The organism is Vibrio sp. M60_M70, assembly GCF_037162085.1.
GTDB classification, from domain to species: domain Bacteria; phylum Pseudomonadota; class Gammaproteobacteria; order Enterobacterales; family Vibrionaceae; genus Vibrio; species Vibrio diabolicus.
In genome coordinates this window covers 280,394-300,437 of record NZ_JARLUL010000002.1, presented here as the reverse complement: position 1 = coordinate 300,437, position 20,044 = coordinate 280,394, and the positions used below count along the sequence as shown (strand labels likewise).

Here is a 20,044-nt window from a genome sequence, read left to right as displayed (position 1 = left end):
ATGACCAAACTCATCTACAGTGTGTTGTTGTGCCACTTTATCGCTGCGTTTGCCGCGTTAGGTATGCCGCTATTTCTACCCGTCGTGTTGCCAACGTTAGGCGCAAACATTGATGCGGACTGGGCAGGGGTATTGTTTATCCTACCCACGTTTTGTACTGCGTTGGCGGCGCGATTTTGGGGCAACTTTGCCGATCGCTACGGTCGCCGCCGCTCACTCTTGCGCGCGCAACTTGGCCTTGCAGCAGGGTTTGCACTGTGCGGCTTGGCAGACAGCCTCGCCATGTTTGTGTTTGGTCTTATTGTTCAAGGAACCTTTGGTGGCACCATGGCTGCCTCGAACAGCTACTTATCTAGTCAAATTAAAGAAGCCAAAACACTCGGCAAGTCACTCAATAAAACCCAACTATCTGCTCGCTTGGCGCTGATCGTTGCGCCCATTGGGCTCGGCTGGAGCTTGTCAGAGACCAATCCGCTCAACGCGTACCTTTGGTTATGCGTTTTGCCTTTAATTGCTATGGGCATCACGCTAACACTGCCTGAGGATAAACCCGCCGAACAAAACCTCGAAAAGCCAAACTCAGAATCTCAGCAAGAACAACCTGTTGCACAGAAAAACGCAATGCATGCTATTCGTTGGATCTTCTTTGCTCAGTTCGGGTTTGCTTTTTCCATGGTAGTGACCTTTCCTTATTTCTCGCCATTTGTGCAGCAATATGGCATCACTAACCACGCATGGATCGGTTTTTTGTACGCACTGCCGCATGGTATCTATCTGTTGCTGGCAGGCAAAATCCACGTGTTGTCAGATGGGCTGAATCGCCATCAACCGCTGCGCACGTTGTGGCTTGGGTTTGCATTGCTTGCCGTGAGCTCTGCTTTGCATTTGATTGCGTCCGAAACCGCACTCATTGCTGCGAGAATTGTCTTCGGCATCGCGATGGTGTGTTGTTATCACGGATTGCATCAGCATCTTGCGAGCAATCTGGATCGCAAACTCAGTGGCAAAGTATTTTCTCGCTTTGATGCCATGTCCAAATGGGGTGGCGTGGCGGCGGGATTTTGCGCTTCTTTCATTTCTAGCTTGGGGCTACTTGAGGTTCCTTTCCTACTTTCTGCGATAGTCAGCGTAATCACCTTGATCGCGCTGGTTCTCCATTCAAAATTTGGAAATCAACATGTTACAAACTCAATCCTCTCAGACTAGCGAGTTGCGCGCGCATGATGTGCAGCTCAATCGGGAGAAGGCCCAACTCAACACGATAATGGGTGTTCTTAATTGTTACTTACGTGAATTTGCGCTACCGAATCAACAAGTGGAATGGCACTACCAATCGACATCGCTACCCCAAACGTTAAAACGCAACTATTCCGCCAAGCTGCGGGTAGCCGTTCATCTTTCTCAACAAAATGGCGTGCTGGTTTTGCCGATTCACTACGCGAGCAAACTGGGCAAAATCAAATTGGCAGAACTGCCTTGGGCGAAAATGCCGGGATCTGGTTGGGCAAAATTGGATGCCACGCAAACTCTTACGCTTTTGCTTAACTATCTCAAGCAGGTATTGGCGATCCCGTTTAACCATGAGCTGATCGAACAACTGGAAAATAGCGTGCTGGTTACCGAGCAGTTTCTCAACGTCGCGCCCAAATCGCATCACAACGAATTTATCGCTTCGGAACAGTCTCTGATTTGGGGTCATACTTTCCATCCGACCCCAAAAAGTCGTTCGGGCGTCACCATGGATGATCTCTTGGCGTTTTCTCCAGAAGTCGGCGCGCAAGTCCCGCTATACTGGTTTGAAGTGGATACGTCCTTACTTGATGTGCTGAGTTCCGACGGAGAAGCTAACCCTGCGCAGCGCATGCTACAACAGCTCGCGCCACAACACACCACCAGCAATGGGAAGACACTCTACCCTTGCCATCCTTGGGAAAGCTACACCATTTTGAGCAACCCAAGCGTGAAGCGTGCCATTGAACACGGCAAGATCACGCCACTGGGTTTAGGTGGTGAAAAGATGCAGCCGACCTCTTCAGTTCGTACCCTCTACCACCCAGATATGGATTGGTTTGCGAAATTCTCCATCAACGTACGATTAACCAATTGCGTGCGAAAAAACGCGTGGTACGAACTCGACAGCGCCGTGCAGCTCACGTCGATTCTTAAACCAATTAGAGAAAACGAACAGCTGCACAACCCCGTATTTAAAGTGATGACAGAGCCTTACGCCACCACGTTGAATCTAGAAAGCGTCGCTGAGCGTAATTGGGACGACAACACCAAAGCGCGCGAATCGTTTGGGATTTTGTATCGCGAAAATTTCTCGCTGAGCGAAGTCGATATCTTAAAACCAACCCTCGCCGGCGCTCTATTTGCTTACGACAAAAACGGCAACAGTTGCATTGCTCAACGCCTTAAAAACAAAGCGCGTACAACGCAAAATCGCTATTCCGACATCGCGACACTGTGGTTCGAACGCTATTTGCATTGCCTGATCCCGGGCGTGTTTAATTACTACTTCAAACACGGGGTGGCGTTTGAGCCGCATTTGCAAAATACCTTGATTGGCTTTGAGCAAGAGATGCCGTGTTGTGTTTGGATTCGTGACTTGGAAGGCACCAAATTACTGCCGGAGTTCTGGCCAGCAGAAACATTAACTGACCTGTCTGAACGTGCACGACAATCGGTTTACTACAGTCGCGAACAAGGCTGGAATCGCATCGGATACTGCACCTTTATCAACAACATCAGCGAAGCGATTTTCTTCATCGCAGAAGGTGATGAGCCACTAGAGCAAACGCTGTGGAATGCGGTGCAAAGTGCCATTGTGCGTTGGCAATCAGTGAATGGAAAACAGCCGGAACTAGAAGCGTTGCTGAATGGCGGTCACTTCCCAAGCAAAAATAATTTCACCACGCGTTTGATGCAAAAAGCCGATAAGGAGTCGAGCTATACCCAAGTCGCCGCGCCTTGGCAGCAACACGAAAAAGGAGCGCAACATGTCTAATTCACATGCCCTACCGACACGCGTTAGCCAGCAAATTCACACGCTCGCACAGCAGCAAAATCAACCCTTGTGCGCGTACTTGTATGATCTAAACGCCTTAGAAGAACACATCAAACAAATGCGCCACGTTTTGCCGAAAAATGTCGAGCTATTTTACGCAGCCAAAGCCAATCCATCAGGCCCGATTCTTAAAACGCTCGCGCCGTATGTCGATGGTTTTGAAGCGGCATCTGGTGGGGAGTTGGCACACCTCCACCAGCAACAACTCGATAAGCCATTGATCTTCGGCGGCCCAGGAAAAATGCCAAGTGAATTGCAACAAGCGATTGAGCTGGATGTCGATGCAATTCATGTCGAAAGCCTCATCGAGCTACAACGCATTGGAGCACTAACCGAGCGCCTCAACCGCCCTGCTTCGATCTTTTTGCGTATGAACATTGATATTGGCGACATCACGCTCAGTAAGTTGGCGATGGGTGGCAAGCCGACTCCTTTTGGTTTGGACGAGTCCGAACTGAGCAATGCTTTGATGTTGCTGCGCGATTTCCCGCAAGTGTCGCTGAAAGGTTTCCATTTTCACTTGATGTCGCATCAGCTCGATGTTGAACGTCACTTAGCGTTAATGCAGCACTATTTCCAGGTCGTGAAGGCGTGGCAGCAGGAGTTCGAACTCGGTGAGCTGATGATCAACTTGGGCGGCGGCATGGGCATCAACTACCAAAATCCTGAGCAACACTTTCCGTGGATGGAGTTTTGCGACAAGTTGGAATTCCTGATCGCCAAAGAGCAATTGCAACATTGGACGCTGCGTTTTGAATGCGGACGGTTCATCACGGCGGCGTGCGGTTATTACGTGATGGAAGTGCTGGATATTAAGCAAAATCTTGGCGAAAACTTTGTCATCGCGCGCGGAGGAACTCACCACTTCCGTACGCCAGCGGCGCAGAGTCATGACCATCCATTCGTCATTCTGAAAAACGAGCAACACCACGAGATTTCTCACCCAATTCAGCATGCACAAGCGACCTTTGTCGGCCAGCTTTGTACGCCCAAAGATGTGCTGGCACGCAATCAACACGTCGCCCACGTCGATATTGGTGATTATGTTGTGTTTACCTTAGCGGGCGCCTATGCGTGGAACATCTCCCATCAAAACTTCTTGATGCATGAGCCGCCGATCTTCCACTATTTCTAAACGGCATACTTCGCTTCACTCAAGCCCCAATCATTGGGGCTTTTTTATTCCACTCGGCACAAATTCATTGCCATTAACCGCTTTGCGAAATAGCAATAATGCGTTTTATCAGCTCGTCGGGTTCCATTTTGGGATTGCGGTAAAAACGGAAGATTTCCGAGTTTATCGCTTGCTGAGCAACCGGATTGACCGCCATCGAATCAATCATACTCGGTACTGCGAGGTTCTGTTTTACGCCGTAGTGAAAGTCTTGATATGACTGGACCTGACACGGATTAAAATCGCTGATGTCGATATCGGTACGTACCGGAATCGAGCCTTTTACCTTATTGAACTTAGCTTGAAACTCGACGTCTGCCAGCGCGCTTGCGGTTTGCTGAGCCGCCTCGGAAGAAAACGACTTGCTCGACATAAACACCAAGCTGTCCATGTTGTAGAGGAATACACCATCGCTGTCAGGCGTTGGGTAACAGCCGACCTCTTGCGGGACTGAGACTTGATTGGCGAGCAGCTCACCTAAAATCCAATCTCCACCGATTTGAAACAGCGCTTGACCGTCGGCTAGCGCTTGGGTCGCCGTATCCCACTTACTGTCGGGTAATTGGTTGTCGAACAACAAACTCAGGCGGCGAAATTGCGTTAACGCTTGGCGCAGGATATCACTGTCGATGCTGTCTCGCTCAAGTTTAACCATCGCATTGGTGTAGAACTCAACACCGCCAGTGGAGATCACTAAGTTCTCGAAAAGTTGGGCGACTTGCCACGGCTGCTCACCGACCGCGATCGGCACGATGCCATTTTGCTTAGCAAGCTCCATGGCGGCGAACATCTCTTGCCAGTTTTTCGGCGCGGACAGATTCAGTTGTTTAAGCAGCTTGTGGTTGACCCACAGCCAGTTTAAGCGGTGCAGCGTAAGTGGCAGGGCGATATAGCCGTTTTGTGTTTTATTGATTTCGATAGACAGCGGGTAGAGCACCTCGTCCCAACGCTGCTCATCCGCTACCGCATTGACGTTGTGCAAAATACCGATGGCATCCCACGCCTTAATACTTGGCCCTTCGATTTGCGCGAAGCTGGGTGGATTGCCCGCCAGCGCACGAGCTTGCAGTACCGTCATCGCACTGTCGCCACCACCGCCTAACACCGGGCTTTGCAGCAGCTCTATATCGTGCCGTTTTAGCTGAGCTTTAAGTGTTTGCAGCGCTTGCTGCTCGCCGTCAGAAGTCCACCAATGTAAAAACTCTACCCCTTGTGGAGACTCAGCGTGAGCGACGCAAGGGGCGAGCAACAGTGGGAACAAGAATGCCAGTTTGTTCATAGTCAGTCTCTCGGGAAAGTCAGTGTGGCGCAGAGGCCGCCAAACTGAGAATGGCTCAGCAGCAAGTTGCCGCCATGAGCCTTTGCAATACTCTGTGAAATGGTTAACCCCAGCCCACTGCCTTCTTTATCGTTGCTAGCGCGGAAGTATGGCTGGCAGAGCTTTTCAAGTAATAAATCGTCAACGCCGTCACCGTGATCTTCAATTTCAATCTGGATCGACTCTGGGCTTTCACTCAGCGTAATGTCCGCTTGATGGCCGTATTTGAGCGCGTTATCGACCAGATTCTGAATGCAGCGCTTAATCGCTAACGGTTTACCAGCAAAGTGGGTGCGGATTTCACCGTGGATGCGAATTGTGTCCGGCGCATCGGCGATATTGGCGGAAATGTGCTGAATCAGTTGGGTGAAATTGATCGGCTCGATTTCCTCGTGGATATCGGTCTCTTTAATGCATTGCAATGCGCCTTTGACCATCAAATCTAGGTCGTTACTCAGGCGGATAAAGCGTTCTCGGTCGGCGTCGTCATCCAGCATCTCCGCTCGCAGTTTTAGGCAGGCAATCGGCGTTTTCAGATCGTGGGAGATGGCGCTGAACAACATTTCACGGTCTTTAATATGGCTGTCGATGCGTCGATTCATCTTGTTAAACGCACGTACCGCCGCTTTCAGTTCGTTACTGCCTCGCTCAGAGACTTCGGGCACGTCTAGTCGGCTCGACATCAGGGTTGCGGCTTTTGCCAGCTCTCGAATTGGTTGAATTTCTTTGCGAACGATAAACCAGGTACACAGCAACAGCATTAGCGCGGACAGCAATAGCGTCAGCCATTGGCGCAGCTCAAAATAGTTAGTCTCTAGGTTGATGTAAGGCGCGGGTAGCACCGCCGCGAGATAAAACCATTCGTTCTGCGCGACTTCGACCTGCATCACCAGAATGGGTGGGTTGAGGTCACCAAACGAAAGCGAATAATGCGCCCACAATAGTGGCAGTTCATCGATAGGTAGCTCGTTGTTGAACACTTTGAGTTTGTCGCGCTGGGTGAACTCCACCTCGATATTAGGAATGCCGCTCAACTCGCTTTCTAATACCTCGCGAACTTGGTTGATGACCAACGTTTTGCGTTCGCTTTCTGGCAGTGGGTCGACGTCAATCTGGTGGTTGTTGAGTGAGACGAAAAAGCGCGTGCCGCCCATATTGCGTAGTTGATTGAGCACCAAGTGGCGATATTCAGAAGGGAGGGTTTGAAAGAAAGCGATGGTGGAAGAAGCGCTCAGTGCTAAGCTTTTGACCGTGGTGGTCAGGCCTTCTTTATCGCGTTCGTTGGCGTGTTGATACCAGATAATCCCGGATAATACCTGCGCCAGAATGATCACCAGCAACAGGAACACACTGGTACGAACGACCAGTGATCCCGTCCAGCGTTTAATTCTCATAATGCACGTCCGTGGTCAGCATGTAGCCTTTGTTGCGCACCGTTAGGATCAGCGAACGGTCTTTATCTTCAAGGTGATGACGCAAGCGGCTGATCTGCACGTCAATGCCGCGTTCAAACGGGTCGGCATCGCGTCCCCAGATCTCGCGCGCAATGTCATCGCGAGATAATATTGATTGCGCGTGGTTGACGAATAAACCGAGCAGCGACAAATCCGCGCCACTCAGTTGCTTAACCTCGCGGCTAGCAACGTGGGTCAGTTGCCGGGTTACGGTATCTAATAACCAATCGTCAAAACGCACTTTACGCGTCAGTTTGCTATTGGCGGTCGATTGGCTGCGTCTCAGAATCGTTTTGATACGCGCGAGCAGTTCACGCGGGCTGAATGATTTGGTGATGTAGTCATCAGCGCCCATTTCTAGCCCTGCGACTCGGTCGGCTTCTTCAGTGACGGCGGTCAGCATGATGATCGGGATATCGGAGTTTTTGCGCAGTTTTTGGCACAGGGTAAAGCCGTCTTCACCGGGCATCATAATATCGAGGATGATTAAATCAGGATGGTGATCGTTGAGCAGTTGCCACATCACGCCGCCGTTTTCCGCGCAAAGCACTTCAAACCCAGCGCGACCAAGGTAATCCGACAACGCTTCGCGAAGGTCGAGGTTGTCATCGACGACCAGTATCTGCTTGTTTTCCATCCTACTTTCCCTGTGTCCTTCCCTGTGCCTGCCCCTGAGTTTGGCGCTGGCCAATATGATGCATTCTTAAACGCACATTCACAATCGAGCCGATTACAATTTTCACTTCTCGGTGTAAGAGATTTGTAAGCGGCCACTTACAAACTGATTGCCTTTTGTAACCTTAGGCGCCGCCTTGCTCGCTATGATCATCCTGACCTTACGTGAAACAACATGATCTGAAGGAATCAGGTCCTACAACACTGGCATTCGTCAGGAGGAAACCATGTTTGCAAGTATATTTGGACAACTACAAAAAATAGGGCGGTCGTTGATGCTGCCTGTGGCGGTGTTACCGGTAGCCGGCTTAATGCTGGGTATTGGTAACGCGGGTTTTGCGTTTATTCCAGACGCGGTCAACAAAGTGATGCTCGCTGCCGGTGAAGGCGTGTTCGGCAACATGCAGTTGATGTTTGCGGTCGGTGTGGCGCTCGGGTTATCAAAAGGCAATGACGGTGCCGCTGCGCTCGCAGGCTTAGTTGGCCTAATTATTATGAACGCATCGCTCGGTATCGTGACTGGCCTGCGCGGCCTAGAAACTGACGCCACCATCATGGGCGTTGAGACGCTGCAAACCGGGGTGTTTGGCGGCATCTTTATCGGTGCGGTCGCGGCAATCATGTACAACCGCTTCTACAACATCAAGCTGCCGGAATATTTGGGCTTTTTCGCGGGTAAGCGATTTGTGCCCATTGTCACCGGTTTATCGGCGATCGTCGTTGGTGCGATTCTCGCGTTTGCATGGCCACCTGTCGGACAACTTCTTGATGCATTTTCTCATTGGGCAGCGTACCAAAACCCTGTACTCGCGTGGGCGGTATACGGCGCGGGCGAACGTTCTTTACTCCCGGTTGGTTTGCACCACATCTGGAATGCGCCGTTCTTCTTTGAAGTCGGCAGCTATGTAGACCCAGAAACCGGCAAAGAGTTTACCGGTGAGCTCACTCGCTTCTTCGCAGGCGATAAAACCGCAGGTTATCTGTCTGGTGGCTTTATGTACTCCATGTGGGCGCTACCAGCAGCGGCACTGGCGATTTACCACTGCGCGTCTCCTGAGCGTAAGAAAATCGTCGGCGGTTTGATGATGTCTGCGGCGTTGACCTCTTGGTTAACTGGTATCACAGAGCCAATCGAGTTTACCTTCTTATTCGTCGCGCCAGTGCTGTACGTGATCCATATTTTCCTTACCGGTATTGCGTTTGCGATCACCGCATTTTTGGAAATCAAACACAGTACGGACTTTGCGCACGGCGCGATCCAGTTCTTCCTTTACTACCCAATGTCGACCAACGCGTGGATGTTCATCATCATCGGTCCAATCTGGGCGACGCTGTACTACGGCTTGTTCCGCTTCCTAATTGTGAAGTTGGATCTAAAAACGCCGGGTCGTGAAACCGACATTGCAGAAGTGAAGATTGCCGGGCAACCTGATGAAATTGCGGTTGATGTAGTAGCTGCATTGGGCGGCAAAGCCAATATCAAGTCAGTCGATGCGTGTATTACTCGTCTGCGCGTCTCGGTGAAAGACATTGCCAACGTTGATGTTGCTAAGCTAAAAGCGCTCGGCGCGCGAGATGTGTTAGTGATTGGCGACAGTTTACAAGCGATTTTCGGTACGCAGTCTGACTCAATTAAGTCAGAAGTGCACAGCGTACTCGCCACCTCCTGATCTTACCTCCCCCAATCTAGGTAAGATTTGCCAACCTCCTTGTGAGGTTGGCTTTTTCGTTTTCGGAGTAAAAAAAGCGAAGCCAATAACCAGCCCTACTTCGCCGCCGCGTTGGTTAAATTGCCCAGCACGCCGCTGATTTTGTTCAATACCTCGTCGCAGCCTTCAATATGATGGCGCTGTTTTAAATACATCGGATCGTTGTAAGCTAACCACGTTTTGCCTTCAGCATCTTCATACACCAACACTTTTTGGGGTAAATCGAGCGCCACCTCCTGCGTACAGATCATCAGTGGTGTGCCCACTTTAGGGTTTCCAAACACGATAACTTCAGTTGGTCGCAACGTCATATCGACTTTCGTGGCATTCTCTTGATGGTTAATGCGCGCAAAGACGTTCAACCCTTTTTCTTGCGCGATAGCGACAAATTTATCCGCCGTACCTTTTGCTGAATGCGTGCTCGCAACGGTTACCACGCCCTCACCAGCCAACGCACTCAATGACGTCAACGCCACGACCAACCCGATGATTACTTTTTTCATTTGTCGTCCCTTCCTCTTTCTGAGTCGAAAACTAGATATAGAAAAACCAAGTGTAGGAAAACTATAGAAGTCAGATTCCGCTATCGCGAATTGCACTCTACCCACTCAAGAGTCGACCGTGTAACACGGATTAATTGATTCAGATTAATAAAGCATTAACTAGCCGAGCATCAAAAGCGTGAAATACGTAACATTTGCAGCCTATTTTAGTAAGAAAGAGAAAAGTAGTGACACGCGATCAATTTGAGTTATTAGCACCCGGTGGTGATTTAGATTCCATCAAAGCCGCCATTGCCGCTGGCGCCGATGCAATTTACTGTGGGCTCGACCGCTTCAATGCTCGTAACCGAGCGACCAACCTCACCTTAGATAACTTAAATGGCGTGTTAACGTTGGCCCATCAGCACAGCTGTAAGATTTTCCTAACGTTGAATGTGCTGATTTTAGAAAGTGAAATTCCGGCGATTGTTCGCTTACTCAGCCAACTGAACACCACCAAAATCGATGGCGTGATCGTGCAAGATCTCGGTCTGGCCTACATTCTCAAACATCACTTTCCCGATTTGGATGTGCACGCTTCAACGCAACTAAACACGCATAACGAAGGCCAGATCCTCTTTCTCAACCAGCTCACCGCAAGCCGAGTAAACTTATCTCGCGAACTTAACATCGATGAAATAAAACATCTGGCGCAATTTGGCCGCGAGCACAACGTAATGATGGAAGTGTTTGTCCACGGCTCATACTGCATCGGATTCTCCGGAATTTGCTATATCAGTTCCGCTCGCAATGGTGCATCAGGTAACCGTGGACGCTGCAGCCAACCTTGTCGCGAACAGTACGAAACGACCAAAACGGGCAACAACTACCCACTAAATATGAAAGACAATTCCGCCTTTGGGGACTTGAAAGCGCTTGCCGATGCTGGCGTGTATTCATTAAAAGTGGAAGGTCGAATCAAGAAATCGCACTACGTCTATACCGTGGTCGACAATTGGCGTCAGCAAATTGATCGCTTGTGCGAAGGCTTGGAACTCTCTGAAGACACCACCGAGTTGTACACGGTGTTCAACCGTGATTTCTCCAACGCATTTTTGCAAGGTGATTTCGGCAAGGCGATGTACATCGACAACCCGCGCGACCACGCTGTAAAGCATTTTTCGAAGGTTTATCAATGCCAGTCTGCTGATGATGTGCAAGCGGTGAAAAAGAAACTGTACGATGACAAAACCGCGATCATTGAGAAAGTGGCAGAGCAAACCAAGTCGTTCGATGTCACTTCAACACAAGTATCCGGCAGCAGCTTGAAAGGGTCGATTGATGTACCAACTCTGCCAGCGTTACCTCAACCAGACCCTCGCCAAGGTGCGCCAAAATTATCGGTTCTGATCTCGTCAGCACAAGAAGCCATGCTGTGCGAATATCACGACATTGATGTTTACTATCAATTGCCAATGGGATTGTCTGGCGAACTGAGCGCGATGATTGAGTTGTTCCAAGCCAACCCAATGCTCAAACCTTGGTTCCCAGCCATTTTGATTGGCGAAGACTACCACGCCGCGCGCGTATTTTTGGAAACCATCCAACCTGAGTTGTTGATCACCAACAACTCAGGCGTCGGCATGATCGCAAAAGAGCTCGGCTTAGGCTGGGTGGCAGGCCCACAAATGAACACGGTGAACTCATACGCGTTTAAATGCCTTCAAGACGAGTTCGCGGCAAGTGGCGCGTTTGTTTCTAACGAGCTGAATATGAAGCAGATGCGCCATATCAAGCGTCCGAAAAACATGCGCAGCTTCTACAGCATTTATCATCCAAATACCCTACTCACGAGCCGCCAATGTTTGTTCCAACAAACCGAAGGATGCCGTAAGGTGAAGGTCAACAAAGGTTGTTTGAAACGCTGTGATAAACGCACGTCTATCATCAACTTAAAAGACAGTCCTTACGTGGTGCAAAAACAGAAAGGCAGCCACAATTCAATCTACAGCGAGCACAACGTCTTAAACCTGCAAGTGCTGCACGATCTGCCGCAATTGTTTACCGATGTGTTGATCGATCTGCGTGATATCCAGACCGAAACTAAAGTCTCAGCAAGCAAACCTGAGTTGATTGACGCGTTCTTAGCTCTACTTGAAGATCACAGTGAACAAGCCGTCCAAACGCTGAATGCCATGATTCAACCAACAGCCAACGCGCAGTATTTAAAGGGGTTGTAGGCGTTACTTGAAAGTTAAACAACGTATCGACTCTCAACATATCTTGAACACTCACTGTGCACTGACTACAATGGCGCACTTTTTACGGAATTTAGGTCACAAACATGACAGATACAGCTAAACCAGCTCTACCAGATCGCCTAGCAGGTAACCCACGTAGCCCATTCTTCATCAAAGAATGTTTCGATCACCAAATCGGTATCCGTTTTAACGGCAAAGAGCGCACAGACGTAGAAGAATACTGCGTGAGCGAAGGTTGGGTGAAAATTGCTTCTCCTAAAGCAAAAGACCGTTTTGGTAACCCAATGCTGATCAAACTTAAAGGCGAAGTTGAAGCGTACTACGTATAAGCTGACCAAGCTGAATTTCTTTGAAAGCTCGAGTTTGACTCGGGCTTTTTTAATGCCTGTTATATCCCTTTCTCGATTAATCTATTCCCTCCTCTATTCAGTACAAGTTATTAAGAAATCGATGTAAATCGCTGTTTTTATCTGATTGTTGGCTAAAGTTTCTATAGAACTTACTGTAATAACCATTGCCAAAAGAAACGACACCTTTTTAATACAGGGAGAGGAAATGGAAAGCCCACTTGTCACACTCAAACACGCCAGCAAAAGCTTTGTCGATGGCAAAGAGAGCCATCGTGTGCTGGAAGGCGTCGACTTCACCCTCAATTCGGGAGCGAGTGTCGCACTGACAGGCGCAAGTGGTAGCGGCAAAAGTACCTTGCTTAATATCATCGCTGGCTTTGAGCCGCTTTCCGAAGGTGAGTTGTGGTTAGATGGCGATAACACGGTGGCTTGGAAAGACCCACAATGGAGCCGCTTCCGCCATCAAAAACTCGGGGTTATTTTTCAGCAATTCAATCTATTAACGCCACTCAACGTACAGCAAAACATCGCCTTTCCTCTCAATTTGAATCAACAGAAATGGAATGACTGGTGCGATTATCTGGTCGAAACGTTAGGCATCAGCCAGCTTCTCGACAGGCATGTTTCTGCTCTTTCAGGCGGTCAACAACAACGCGTCGCGATTGCCCGTGCACTTGCCCACAAACCCAAACTTCTGCTTGCCGATGAACCCACAGGCAACCTTGACCAAAAAGCGGGCTTAGAAGTGATGAAACTGTTGAATGAAATCACCACCCAAGGCAATACCGCTGTGCTCTTGGTGACGCATAGCCCTGAGTGTGCCGAGTTTATGCAAACCCAATTACGTTTAAAGGATGGTCGTTTGCAAAGCGGACTGACGCAAAATCAGCGCGATGTAAATGAGCAACATCATGAAGCAAGCTAAGCAACCAAACACCAGATTCACTCATACTCGACTCGCCCTGAATCTGTTTGCGGCGCACTATCGGCAGGCCCCACTGCAAGCCGCCGCGATTCTGATCGGTATTGTGCTGGCTGTGACCTTGTTTGTTGCGGTGCAATCCATCAACCTCAATGCCAAGCGCAGTTATGCTGAGTCTACCGAGCAGCTTAGCGCACAAGCTCAGAACTTAATTATTCCACCAGCAGGGCAAAACTATCTGCCCGAATCGCTCTACTTCACCCTTAGACAAAACGGACTCAGTGCAGCGCTACCTATAATCGAAGGGAGAGTGAGAGACAAACAAGGGCGTCGCTGGTCAGTACAAGGTAGCGAGTTAATTGCCGCCATCTCTTCACGTTCGCGCTATTCTTCAGAAAACCAACAGAACGTGTCTTTGTTCGACAGTGCTTTGCCTTTACCTGAGCTTTTGGCTGGCAAGCCCATCGTGATGATGAGCCAATCTCAACATCAAAACTTAGGAGAGGTAGAAACCCTAACTCTGGACGACATTCCAACCCAAGTGGTGGTGCTACCAGACGAATGGCAGTTAGGTAGCCGAATGTTGATGGACATTGGCTTTACCCAGCAACTGCTCAATAAACAAGGACAGCTCAGTTACATTGCGGTTTTCCATTCGGGTGATAAAGGGCATAAAGACACGCAAGCAAATTGGCAAAGCATCATTGGTGAGCAAGGACAATGGATTTCCAATAATCAAAGTACCGACCTTGGCTCGCTGACCGACAGCTTTCACCTCAATCTCACAGCAATGAGCTTACTCGCCTTTTTAGTCGGGCTGTTCATTGCTTACAACGGCGTTAAGTACAGCTTGCTGAAACGCAATCGCCTGTTAATGCAAATTCAACAGGCGGGTGTTGCGCCGAGCATTGTGTTCTCTGCGCTGTTAGTTGAACTCACTATTCTCGTTACCATCGGCGCTTCCCTCGGTTTTGTATTGGGCATGCAGCTCAGCCATTGGTTGCATCCGACCGTGGCACTGACTTTAGAACAACTTTATGGTGCGACACTGCTGCCCGGCACTTGGCAGTGGCAATGGTGGGCGCAAGCGCTGCTGCTCACGTTAGCCGCAACCCTATTGGCATGTTGGCAGCACTTTAAACAGCGAGTGCGCCAGCCGCTTTCCTCTCATGGCGGTTTTTATCAAGCGCCTGAAGCCTCTAACGAAAACCAATTGTTCGTGATAGGTGCTGTGTTGACGGCTTTCGCACTTGCAGGGTTATGGCTGAGTGAGCATCACCGCTTCACCATGGCGTGGCTCGGCGTGCTTGTGGTGTCGATTCCTTTGTATCTACCCAAAACACTCAGCGTCTTAGCAAATTGGTGTGAAAAGCGCACCAGTTCTGGTTTGATGCAGTATCTGTTTGCAGAGCTGCGTGAGCTGATTTCTCCGCTTTCTCTCGCCATGATGGCACTGCTACTCGCCGTTACTGCCAATATGGGGATGAATACCTTAGTGGGCAGCTTCGAATCCACCCTAAAACAGTGGCTAGAACAGAGGCTACATGCCGATATTTACGTCAGCCCTGCGCAAGGGGAAATCGCAGATGTAGAGCGCGCGTTAGGGCAGTTCGACAAGGTTGAGACCGTCTACAAGCAATACTACGTCGACGATAACCTGCAAGGCTTACCGATTTTGCTTGGCACCAAAGACAAAGACACCTTAGAACAAACCATGGTGTTCAAATCGCATTTGGAGAACTTCTGGCAGCGTTTTTACCAAGGTGAATCAGTCGCGATCAGTGAACCAACCGCGGTCAAACTGGGTTTATCACTGGGTAGCGAACTTAAGCTTGATGCCATTCCAAATAAGAACCTGCTTGTGGGTGCGATATTCCACGATTACGGCTCACCCAATGGTGAAGTGTTATTAGCACCAAAGTTATGGAAAGAGAGCGGATTTACCGACCTGCCGACAAGCCTTGGCATAAAAGTCTCGGGGGACCCACAAATCGTCTACGAGCAACTGCGCGATCAATTGAATCTGCATCCAAGTCAGCTCTACGATCAGGCGCAAATCAAATCCATCGCGTTGGATATTTTCTCGCAGACCTTCGCCATTACGCGCGCACTCAACGGCGTGACTTTGATGGTCGCCGTGATTGGTTTGTTCAGTGCTTGCTTCATGTTGCTTGACGCGCGCAAAGCCGCCATTGCAAGACTGTATGCACTTGGCGTCAGCCGTCGTAAATTAATGACCATGGTGGTCGGACAGATCATTGCTTTGGTGAGTTTTACTCTGGTTATCGCCTTACCTCTAGGAGCTATGGTGGGTTATGTGCTGACAGATATCGTCACCTTGCGCGCTTTTGGTTGGAGCTTAAATTATCTGTGGAATTGGAGTGATGCCCTCAGCATTGCGGCGATCACCATCTTGGTGGCGGTGATTGCCACCTTGATTCCGCTGTGGCGATTGGTCAGTAAGCCTGTCGTGTCCAGTTTGCAAAGCGAGGTGTTGTGATGGTTCGATTGGCAAGCAAGCTTACTCTACTCATAAGCAGCTTATTCCTGTTTGGTTGTGAAGATACGCAGCAACAAAGTATGGGCACGTTGCTGGGAAGCGGAGATACGCAAAGCGAGAGCAACCCATTCACACCCGTAGAAAAAGGGGTTGAACTCACCTTCCCAGCAGACCATCAAGCGCACCCAGACTTTCGTCATGAATGGTGGTACTTAACCGCTAACTTAATTGATGAAGATGGCACTCAACTTGGCGTTCAGTGGACACAATTTCGCTTTGCTGCTGCGCCGCCAACGGGCGAAGATGACGTGAAGAAAACCGAGTGGCAAGCTCAACAAATCTACATGGCGCACAGCGCGGTCACTACAACGGACAAACATTACGCCGATGAAAAATGGTCACGCGCTCAAGCCTCTCTAGCCGGCGTCGACACTTCACCGTTTCGTGTTTACCTCGATGATTGGCAGTGGACTTCTTCAACCACCGACCTCTTCCCTGCCACATTGAAGGCGAACTCCGAACAGTTTGGCTATTCGCTCACTCTTACCAGCAGCGCACCGTATCAAAAGCAAGGCGAGCAAGGTTACAGCACCAAAAGTGCCGATGGTCAGGTGGCTTCGTATTACTACAGCCAACCGTTTATTGATGTCTCCGGTGAAGTCACCATCGACGGCGAAACCCATCAAGTTTCGGGCAAAGGCTGGATAGATCGAGAGTGGAGCTCGCAATTCTTACTCGACTCACAACAAGGCTGGGACTGGTTTGCCCTAAGGTTAAGTGACGAAACCAGCTTGGTAGTGTTCCAATTGCGGGATTCCAAAACCGGAGCAGCCAGCTACTCCAGCGCAAGGCTGATGCAGCAAGATGGTTCTGGCATCGCCATTTCTCAAAAAGACATTCAGTTAAAGGCGACTAAGCAAACAGAAATCCAAGGGCGAAAGTATCCAACCCAGTGGCAAGTGTCGATTCCTAACCAGCAAGTTGAGCTTACGGTTTCTGCACTCAACCCGAATGCGAAAATGCCCCTTTCTGTGCCTTATTGGGAAGGTCCAGTGCATATTGATGGCTCTCATTCTGGGACTGGTTATATGGAGCTGACGGGATATTAAGCGCTCTTAACGGATTTCAATTACCGTTGAGAAGCCATCTTAAGAACTATCTCCTACCCGCAACAGAATGCATCACAATCAGAAATAAATGACTACGACGCATTTATTCGATACTAGCCTTGAATCCTTGCTTCATTGCGGTACGCTTTGAGCAAATCAAACAAGGGTGGCCCCTCTCATGCGTGTCGATTATCACCAACGACTCGTTCCTGTTATTCGCTATCTGGAACAGCACTTTAACGCTCCTCTCAATTTGCTCGAAGTGGCAGCGCTAGCCAACCTCTCTCCCTATCACTTTCACCGTACCTTCAAGGCGGTACAAGGCGAAACATTAGCCGACTTCATTCGACGTTTACGGCTAGAGGCGGCAGCAGACGACCTTTTCAAATCAAAGCAACCAGTGCTGAACATCGCGTTAGAGTACGGTTTTTCTAGTTCGCAAAGCCTAGCTAAAGCGTTTAAGCAGCATTATGGCGTAACACCAACCGCCTTTCGCGACTGTAAAAACTACCAGCAATTTTCTGAACTCGCGCGAAACAGCAAGATTGGACACGCACTGCGCAAGAATGGAAACGAACGAACCCTAAGCAATTCATATACTGACTCTGAACTCACAACATGGAGCAACAATATGGAAACGCAAAACTTTGATAAAGCAAAATTGGCTTACATTCGCGTTAACGGCCCTTATGGCCAAGGTTATGAAGAACCATCAGGTCGCTTGTATCAATGGGCAGGAATGAAAGGTTTGGCGGGCAATACCTGTATCTTCATTTATCACGATAACCCAGAAATCACGCCAGACGAGAAGTGTCGTACTGACATCTGTCTAATGGTGCCAGAAGATACCGAAGTACCAAAAGGCATTGAGCTGCAAGACTTCCCCGGCGGTCAATATGCGGTGATGCGCCAGCAAATTACCGAATTCAGCCAATACCCTAAAGCATGGGATGATTTGATGAGCAAAGTGGTTGAATCTGGTATTGAGAACGACTGTCGACCTTGCTTCGAACTTTATCATAGCTACGATCCACAAACGCACCATGCAGACGTCAGCTTCTGCACTGCCATCAAATAATCGAAAAAAGCCTGCACGTTCGCAGGCTTTCCTTCTATTAGAAATAATGTCTAAATCGATTAGATCGCTTCGCCGTTTACTGTAACAGCAACATCAATATTGCCCCGAACGGCGTTTGAGTATGGGCAAACTTGGTGTGCAATGCGCGTTAGCTCTAATGCTTGTTCTTGTGGCATATCTAGCTCTACCGCTAAGCTCACTGTTAGTGCAAAGCCGCCGTTATCGTTCGGACCAATGCCCACTTCCGCTGTTACGGGTGCACTTTTCAGGTTTACTTTACCTTCACGTGCTACGTGCAGAATAGCGTTAGAAAAACATGCTGAATAGCCCGCTGCGAAAAGCTGCTCAGGGTTAGTTGCCGCACCTGTGCCGCCCATTTCCTTCGGGTATGACAGCTCTAGATCGAGAAGACCGTCATCTGTTTTTACTTGACCATTACGACCAGCCAAAGCAGTAGCTTGAGTTTTGTATAGAGTAGTCATGCGATTGTCCTTCTTAATTTAAATTGTGCGCAATTTAATTGCCTGCAATCTTATATCGAAGTAAAGATCGTTTGCAACTATATTGTGCACAATTTATTTTGTTACTCTCTTTCTCTGTGAGCAGGTAGGCAACGCCAATGAGCCAGTGTTACACCGACAACACCATGACCAACGACGATAAACTCTTACTCGAAAACCAAGTTTGCTTCCCGCTCTATAGTGCAGCAAATGCGGTGATCCGAGCTTACCGCCCTTTGCTGGACGAACTTGATCTGACTTATTCGCAATACTTAGTGATGATGGTGTTGTGGGAGAAAGACGGCGCCAGCGTTAAAGAATTGGGCTCGCAACTGCATTTGGATTCAGGCACGCTCACGCCGCTGCTTAAACGATTAGAAACAAAAGGCTATGTAGAACGTGGTCGCAGTGACACCGATGAGCGCGTACGCGTACTCAACCTCACAAAGCAAGGTCGTGACCTCAAAGAGCAAGCCAAGTCAGTGCCAAACGCCATGATGTGTAAAATCACGTTAGAGCTGGATGAAATGATCATGCTGAAGAAGTTGTGCGGCAAGGTGCTCGACAATCTGAACTAAAAAATAAAAGCATCAGCTTCCCCACTTCCTATTAGAAAGAGCCTGCCGAGATGCAGGTTCTTTCGATCTTAGCCAGACGATATCTTAAAGGTCATCATCAGTATTCTCTATTACCACTTGGCCTTCCTCTTCAATAAAACCTATCAAAGCAAACTCACTTACATCGGGTTTCTCTATTAAGAAAGATAGGAAATGACTATCAATAGGATAGTTACAAGCGATTTTCCTTAAACACAATCCAATGCGAATATACTTTCCGAAAGCAAGAACTGCTCACCCTAAAACATTCTGAGGAAAGTAAAAATGATTAATACAAAGATCAAACCATTTGCAGCTACAGCATACAAAAACGGCGAATTCGTTGAAGTAACAGAACAAGATGTTCTAGGCAAATGGGCTGTATTCTTCTTCTACCCAGCAGACTTCACATTCGTATGTCCGACAGAACTAGGTGACCTAGCAGACCACTACGAAGAGCTACAAAAACGCGGCGTTGAAGTGTACTCAGTATCAACAGACACACACTTCACTCACAAAGCTTGGCACGATAGCTCAGAAACAATCGGCAAGATCCAGTACTACATGCTTGGCGACCAAACAGGCAACATCACAAACAACTTTGGTGTGATGCGTGAAGGTCAAGGTCTTGCAGACCGTGCAACGTTCCTAATCGACCCAGAAGGTACTATCCAAGCAATGGAAATCACTGCTGAAGGTATCGGTCGTGACGCAGAAGACCTACTACGCAAAGTGAAAGCAGCTCAGTACGTAGCAGCACACCCAGGTGAAGTTTGCCCAGCGAAATGGAAAGAAGGCGAAGAGACGCTAGCTCCTTCTCTAGACCTAGTAGGCAAAATCTAAGCCACT

The 20,044-nt window shown here is 49.0% G+C and carries 17 protein-coding genes; 12 read left to right on the top strand and 5 right to left on the bottom strand.

Annotation, left to right across the window (positions count from 1 at the left end):
• The 3 genes from P4S59_RS17170 to P4S59_RS17160 are packed head-to-tail and all read left to right on the top strand — an operon-like array spanning position 1 to position 4,202.
• The gene (locus tag P4S59_RS17170) at positions 1-1,206 is read left to right on the top strand and encodes an MFS transporter (RefSeq protein WP_337168745.1); all 1,206 of its coding nucleotides are present in this window, start codon (positions 1-3) and stop codon (positions 1,204-1,206) included.
• Positions 1,178-3,007: an IucA/IucC family protein gene (locus tag P4S59_RS17165; protein ID WP_337168744.1), complete on the top strand. Its 1,830-nt coding sequence runs from the start codon at positions 1,178-1,180 to the stop codon at positions 3,005-3,007. Before P4S59_RS17170 ends, P4S59_RS17165 begins: the two co-directional genes overlap by 29 nt.
• A complete protein-coding gene (locus P4S59_RS17160; RefSeq protein ID WP_337168743.1) occupies positions 3,000-4,202 on the top strand; it encodes a type III PLP-dependent enzyme in 1,203 nt (400 codons plus the stop codon). The genes P4S59_RS17165 and P4S59_RS17160 overlap by 8 nt, the downstream gene beginning before the upstream one ends.
• 73 nt (positions 4,203-4,275) lie before the next feature.
• On the opposite strand, the gene P4S59_RS17155 is transcribed toward P4S59_RS17160, so the two are convergent.
• Genes P4S59_RS17155 through P4S59_RS17145 form a run of 3 tightly spaced genes read right to left on the bottom strand, consistent with a single transcriptional unit; the run spans position 4,276 to position 7,650 of the window.
• Positions 4,276-5,520, bottom strand: a complete 1,245-nt coding sequence (locus P4S59_RS17155; protein ID WP_337168742.1) for an ABC transporter substrate-binding protein — start codon at positions 5,518-5,520, stop codon at positions 4,276-4,278.
• Positions 5,521-5,522: 2 nt separating this feature from the next.
• On the bottom strand, positions 5,523-6,953 hold the full coding sequence (locus P4S59_RS17150) for an ATP-binding protein (protein WP_193228631.1): 1,431 nt from the start codon (positions 6,951-6,953) through the stop codon (positions 5,523-5,525).
• Positions 6,943-7,650, bottom strand: coding sequence for a response regulator (locus tag P4S59_RS17145; protein WP_005383484.1), 708 nt, complete (start codon positions 7,648-7,650; stop codon positions 6,943-6,945). Before P4S59_RS17145 ends, P4S59_RS17150 begins: the two co-directional genes overlap by 11 nt.
• 265 nt (positions 7,651-7,915) lie before the next feature.
• Between P4S59_RS17145 and ptsG the strand changes: the two genes are divergently transcribed.
• Positions 7,916-9,358: a glucose-specific PTS transporter subunit IIBC gene (gene ptsG / locus P4S59_RS17140; protein ID WP_025500127.1), complete on the top strand. Its 1,443-nt coding sequence runs from the start codon at positions 7,916-7,918 to the stop codon at positions 9,356-9,358.
• A 95-nt stretch (positions 9,359-9,453) separates the two neighbouring features.
• On the opposite strand, the gene P4S59_RS17135 is transcribed toward ptsG, so the two are convergent.
• Positions 9,454-9,900 (bottom strand): DUF302 domain-containing protein, encoded by a 447-nt coding sequence (locus tag P4S59_RS17135; RefSeq protein WP_337168741.1) that lies wholly within the window; start codon positions 9,898-9,900, stop codon positions 9,454-9,456.
• Positions 9,901-10,127: 227 nt separating this feature from the next.
• Between P4S59_RS17135 and P4S59_RS17130 the strand changes: the two genes are divergently transcribed.
• The 6 genes from P4S59_RS17130 to P4S59_RS17105 all read left to right on the top strand — a co-directional run bounded on the left by P4S59_RS17130 (position 10,128) and on the right by P4S59_RS17105 (position 18,099).
• Positions 10,128-12,119 carry a U32 family peptidase gene (locus tag P4S59_RS17130; RefSeq protein WP_337168740.1) on the top strand — a complete coding sequence of 664 codons (1,992 nt, stop codon included), beginning with the start codon at positions 10,128-10,130 and terminating at the stop codon, positions 12,117-12,119.
• A 104-nt stretch (positions 12,120-12,223) separates the two neighbouring features.
• The gene (locus P4S59_RS17125) at positions 12,224-12,469 is read left to right on the top strand and encodes a DUF3297 family protein (RefSeq protein ID WP_005383498.1); all 246 of its coding nucleotides are present in this window, start codon (positions 12,224-12,226) and stop codon (positions 12,467-12,469) included.
• Positions 12,470-12,695: 226 nt separating this feature from the next.
• A complete protein-coding gene (locus tag P4S59_RS17120) occupies positions 12,696-13,415 on the top strand; it encodes an ABC transporter ATP-binding protein (protein ID WP_337168739.1) in 720 nt (239 codons plus the stop codon).
• On the top strand, positions 13,402-15,912 hold the full coding sequence (locus tag P4S59_RS17115; protein ID WP_337168738.1) for an ABC transporter permease: 2,511 nt from the start codon (positions 13,402-13,404) through the stop codon (positions 15,910-15,912). Before P4S59_RS17120 ends, P4S59_RS17115 begins: the two co-directional genes overlap by 14 nt.
• On the top strand, positions 15,912-17,021 hold the full coding sequence (locus tag P4S59_RS17110) for a lipocalin-like domain-containing protein (RefSeq protein ID WP_337168737.1): 1,110 nt from the start codon (positions 15,912-15,914) through the stop codon (positions 17,019-17,021). The genes P4S59_RS17115 and P4S59_RS17110 overlap by 1 nt, the downstream gene beginning before the upstream one ends.
• Positions 17,022-17,199: 178 nt before the next feature.
• The gene (locus P4S59_RS17105; RefSeq protein WP_253651921.1) at positions 17,200-18,099 is read left to right on the top strand and encodes an AraC family transcriptional regulator; all 900 of its coding nucleotides are present in this window, start codon (positions 17,200-17,202) and stop codon (positions 18,097-18,099) included.
• A gap of 59 nt (positions 18,100-18,158) precedes the next feature.
• Here P4S59_RS17105 and P4S59_RS17100 read toward each other — a convergent pair whose 3' ends face one another.
• A complete protein-coding gene (locus P4S59_RS17100) occupies positions 18,159-18,581 on the bottom strand; it encodes an organic hydroperoxide resistance protein (protein ID WP_005374640.1) in 423 nt (140 codons plus the stop codon).
• 137 nt (positions 18,582-18,718) lie between these two features.
• On the opposite strand from P4S59_RS17100, the gene P4S59_RS17095 reads away from it, so the two are divergent.
• Complete coding sequence (locus P4S59_RS17095; protein WP_104970387.1) at positions 18,719-19,177, top strand: MarR family winged helix-turn-helix transcriptional regulator; 459 nt, start codon at positions 18,719-18,721, stop codon at positions 19,175-19,177.
• Between the two features lie 303 nt (positions 19,178-19,480).
• On the top strand, positions 19,481-20,038 hold the full coding sequence (ahpC, locus tag P4S59_RS17090) for an alkyl hydroperoxide reductase subunit C (protein ID WP_005395542.1): 558 nt from the start codon (positions 19,481-19,483) through the stop codon (positions 20,036-20,038).
• The last annotated feature ends 6 nt before the right edge of the window (positions 20,039-20,044 follow it).

Excerpts from the sequence above, each read along its gene's own strand:
- P4S59_RS17170 (WP_337168745.1), top strand. The coding sequence starts at position 1 with ATGACCAAACTCATCTACAGTGTGTTGTTGTGCCACTTTATCGCTGCG.
- P4S59_RS17165 (WP_337168744.1), top strand. The coding sequence starts at position 1,178 with ATGTTACAAACTCAATCCTCTCAGACTAGCGAGTTGCGCGCGCATGAT.
- P4S59_RS17160 (WP_337168743.1), top strand. The coding sequence starts at position 3,000 with ATGTCTAATTCACATGCCCTACCGACACGCGTTAGCCAGCAAATTCAC.
- P4S59_RS17155 (WP_337168742.1), bottom strand. The coding sequence starts at position 5,520 with ATGAACAAACTGGCATTCTTGTTCCCACTGTTGCTCGCCCCTTGCGTC.
- P4S59_RS17150 (WP_193228631.1), bottom strand. The coding sequence starts at position 6,953 with ATGAGAATTAAACGCTGGACGGGATCACTGGTCGTTCGTACCAGTGTG.
- P4S59_RS17145 (WP_005383484.1), bottom strand. The coding sequence starts at position 7,650 with ATGGAAAACAAGCAGATACTGGTCGTCGATGACAACCTCGACCTTCGC.
- ptsG (WP_025500127.1), top strand. The coding sequence starts at position 7,916 with ATGTTTGCAAGTATATTTGGACAACTACAAAAAATAGGGCGGTCGTTG.
- P4S59_RS17135 (WP_337168741.1), bottom strand. The coding sequence starts at position 9,900 with ATGAAAAAAGTAATCATCGGGTTGGTCGTGGCGTTGACGTCATTGAGT.
- P4S59_RS17125 (WP_005383498.1), top strand. The coding sequence starts at position 12,224 with ATGACAGATACAGCTAAACCAGCTCTACCAGATCGCCTAGCAGGTAAC.
- P4S59_RS17120 (WP_337168739.1), top strand. The coding sequence starts at position 12,696 with ATGGAAAGCCCACTTGTCACACTCAAACACGCCAGCAAAAGCTTTGTC.
- P4S59_RS17115 (WP_337168738.1), top strand. The coding sequence starts at position 13,402 with ATGAAGCAAGCTAAGCAACCAAACACCAGATTCACTCATACTCGACTC.
- P4S59_RS17110 (WP_337168737.1), top strand. The coding sequence starts at position 15,912 with ATGGTTCGATTGGCAAGCAAGCTTACTCTACTCATAAGCAGCTTATTC.
- P4S59_RS17105 (WP_253651921.1), top strand. The coding sequence starts at position 17,200 with ATGCGTGTCGATTATCACCAACGACTCGTTCCTGTTATTCGCTATCTG.
- P4S59_RS17100 (WP_005374640.1), bottom strand. The coding sequence starts at position 18,581 with ATGACTACTCTATACAAAACTCAAGCTACTGCTTTGGCTGGTCGTAAT.
- P4S59_RS17095 (WP_104970387.1), top strand. The coding sequence starts at position 18,719 with ATGAGCCAGTGTTACACCGACAACACCATGACCAACGACGATAAACTC.
- ahpC (WP_005395542.1), top strand. The coding sequence starts at position 19,481 with ATGATTAATACAAAGATCAAACCATTTGCAGCTACAGCATACAAAAAC.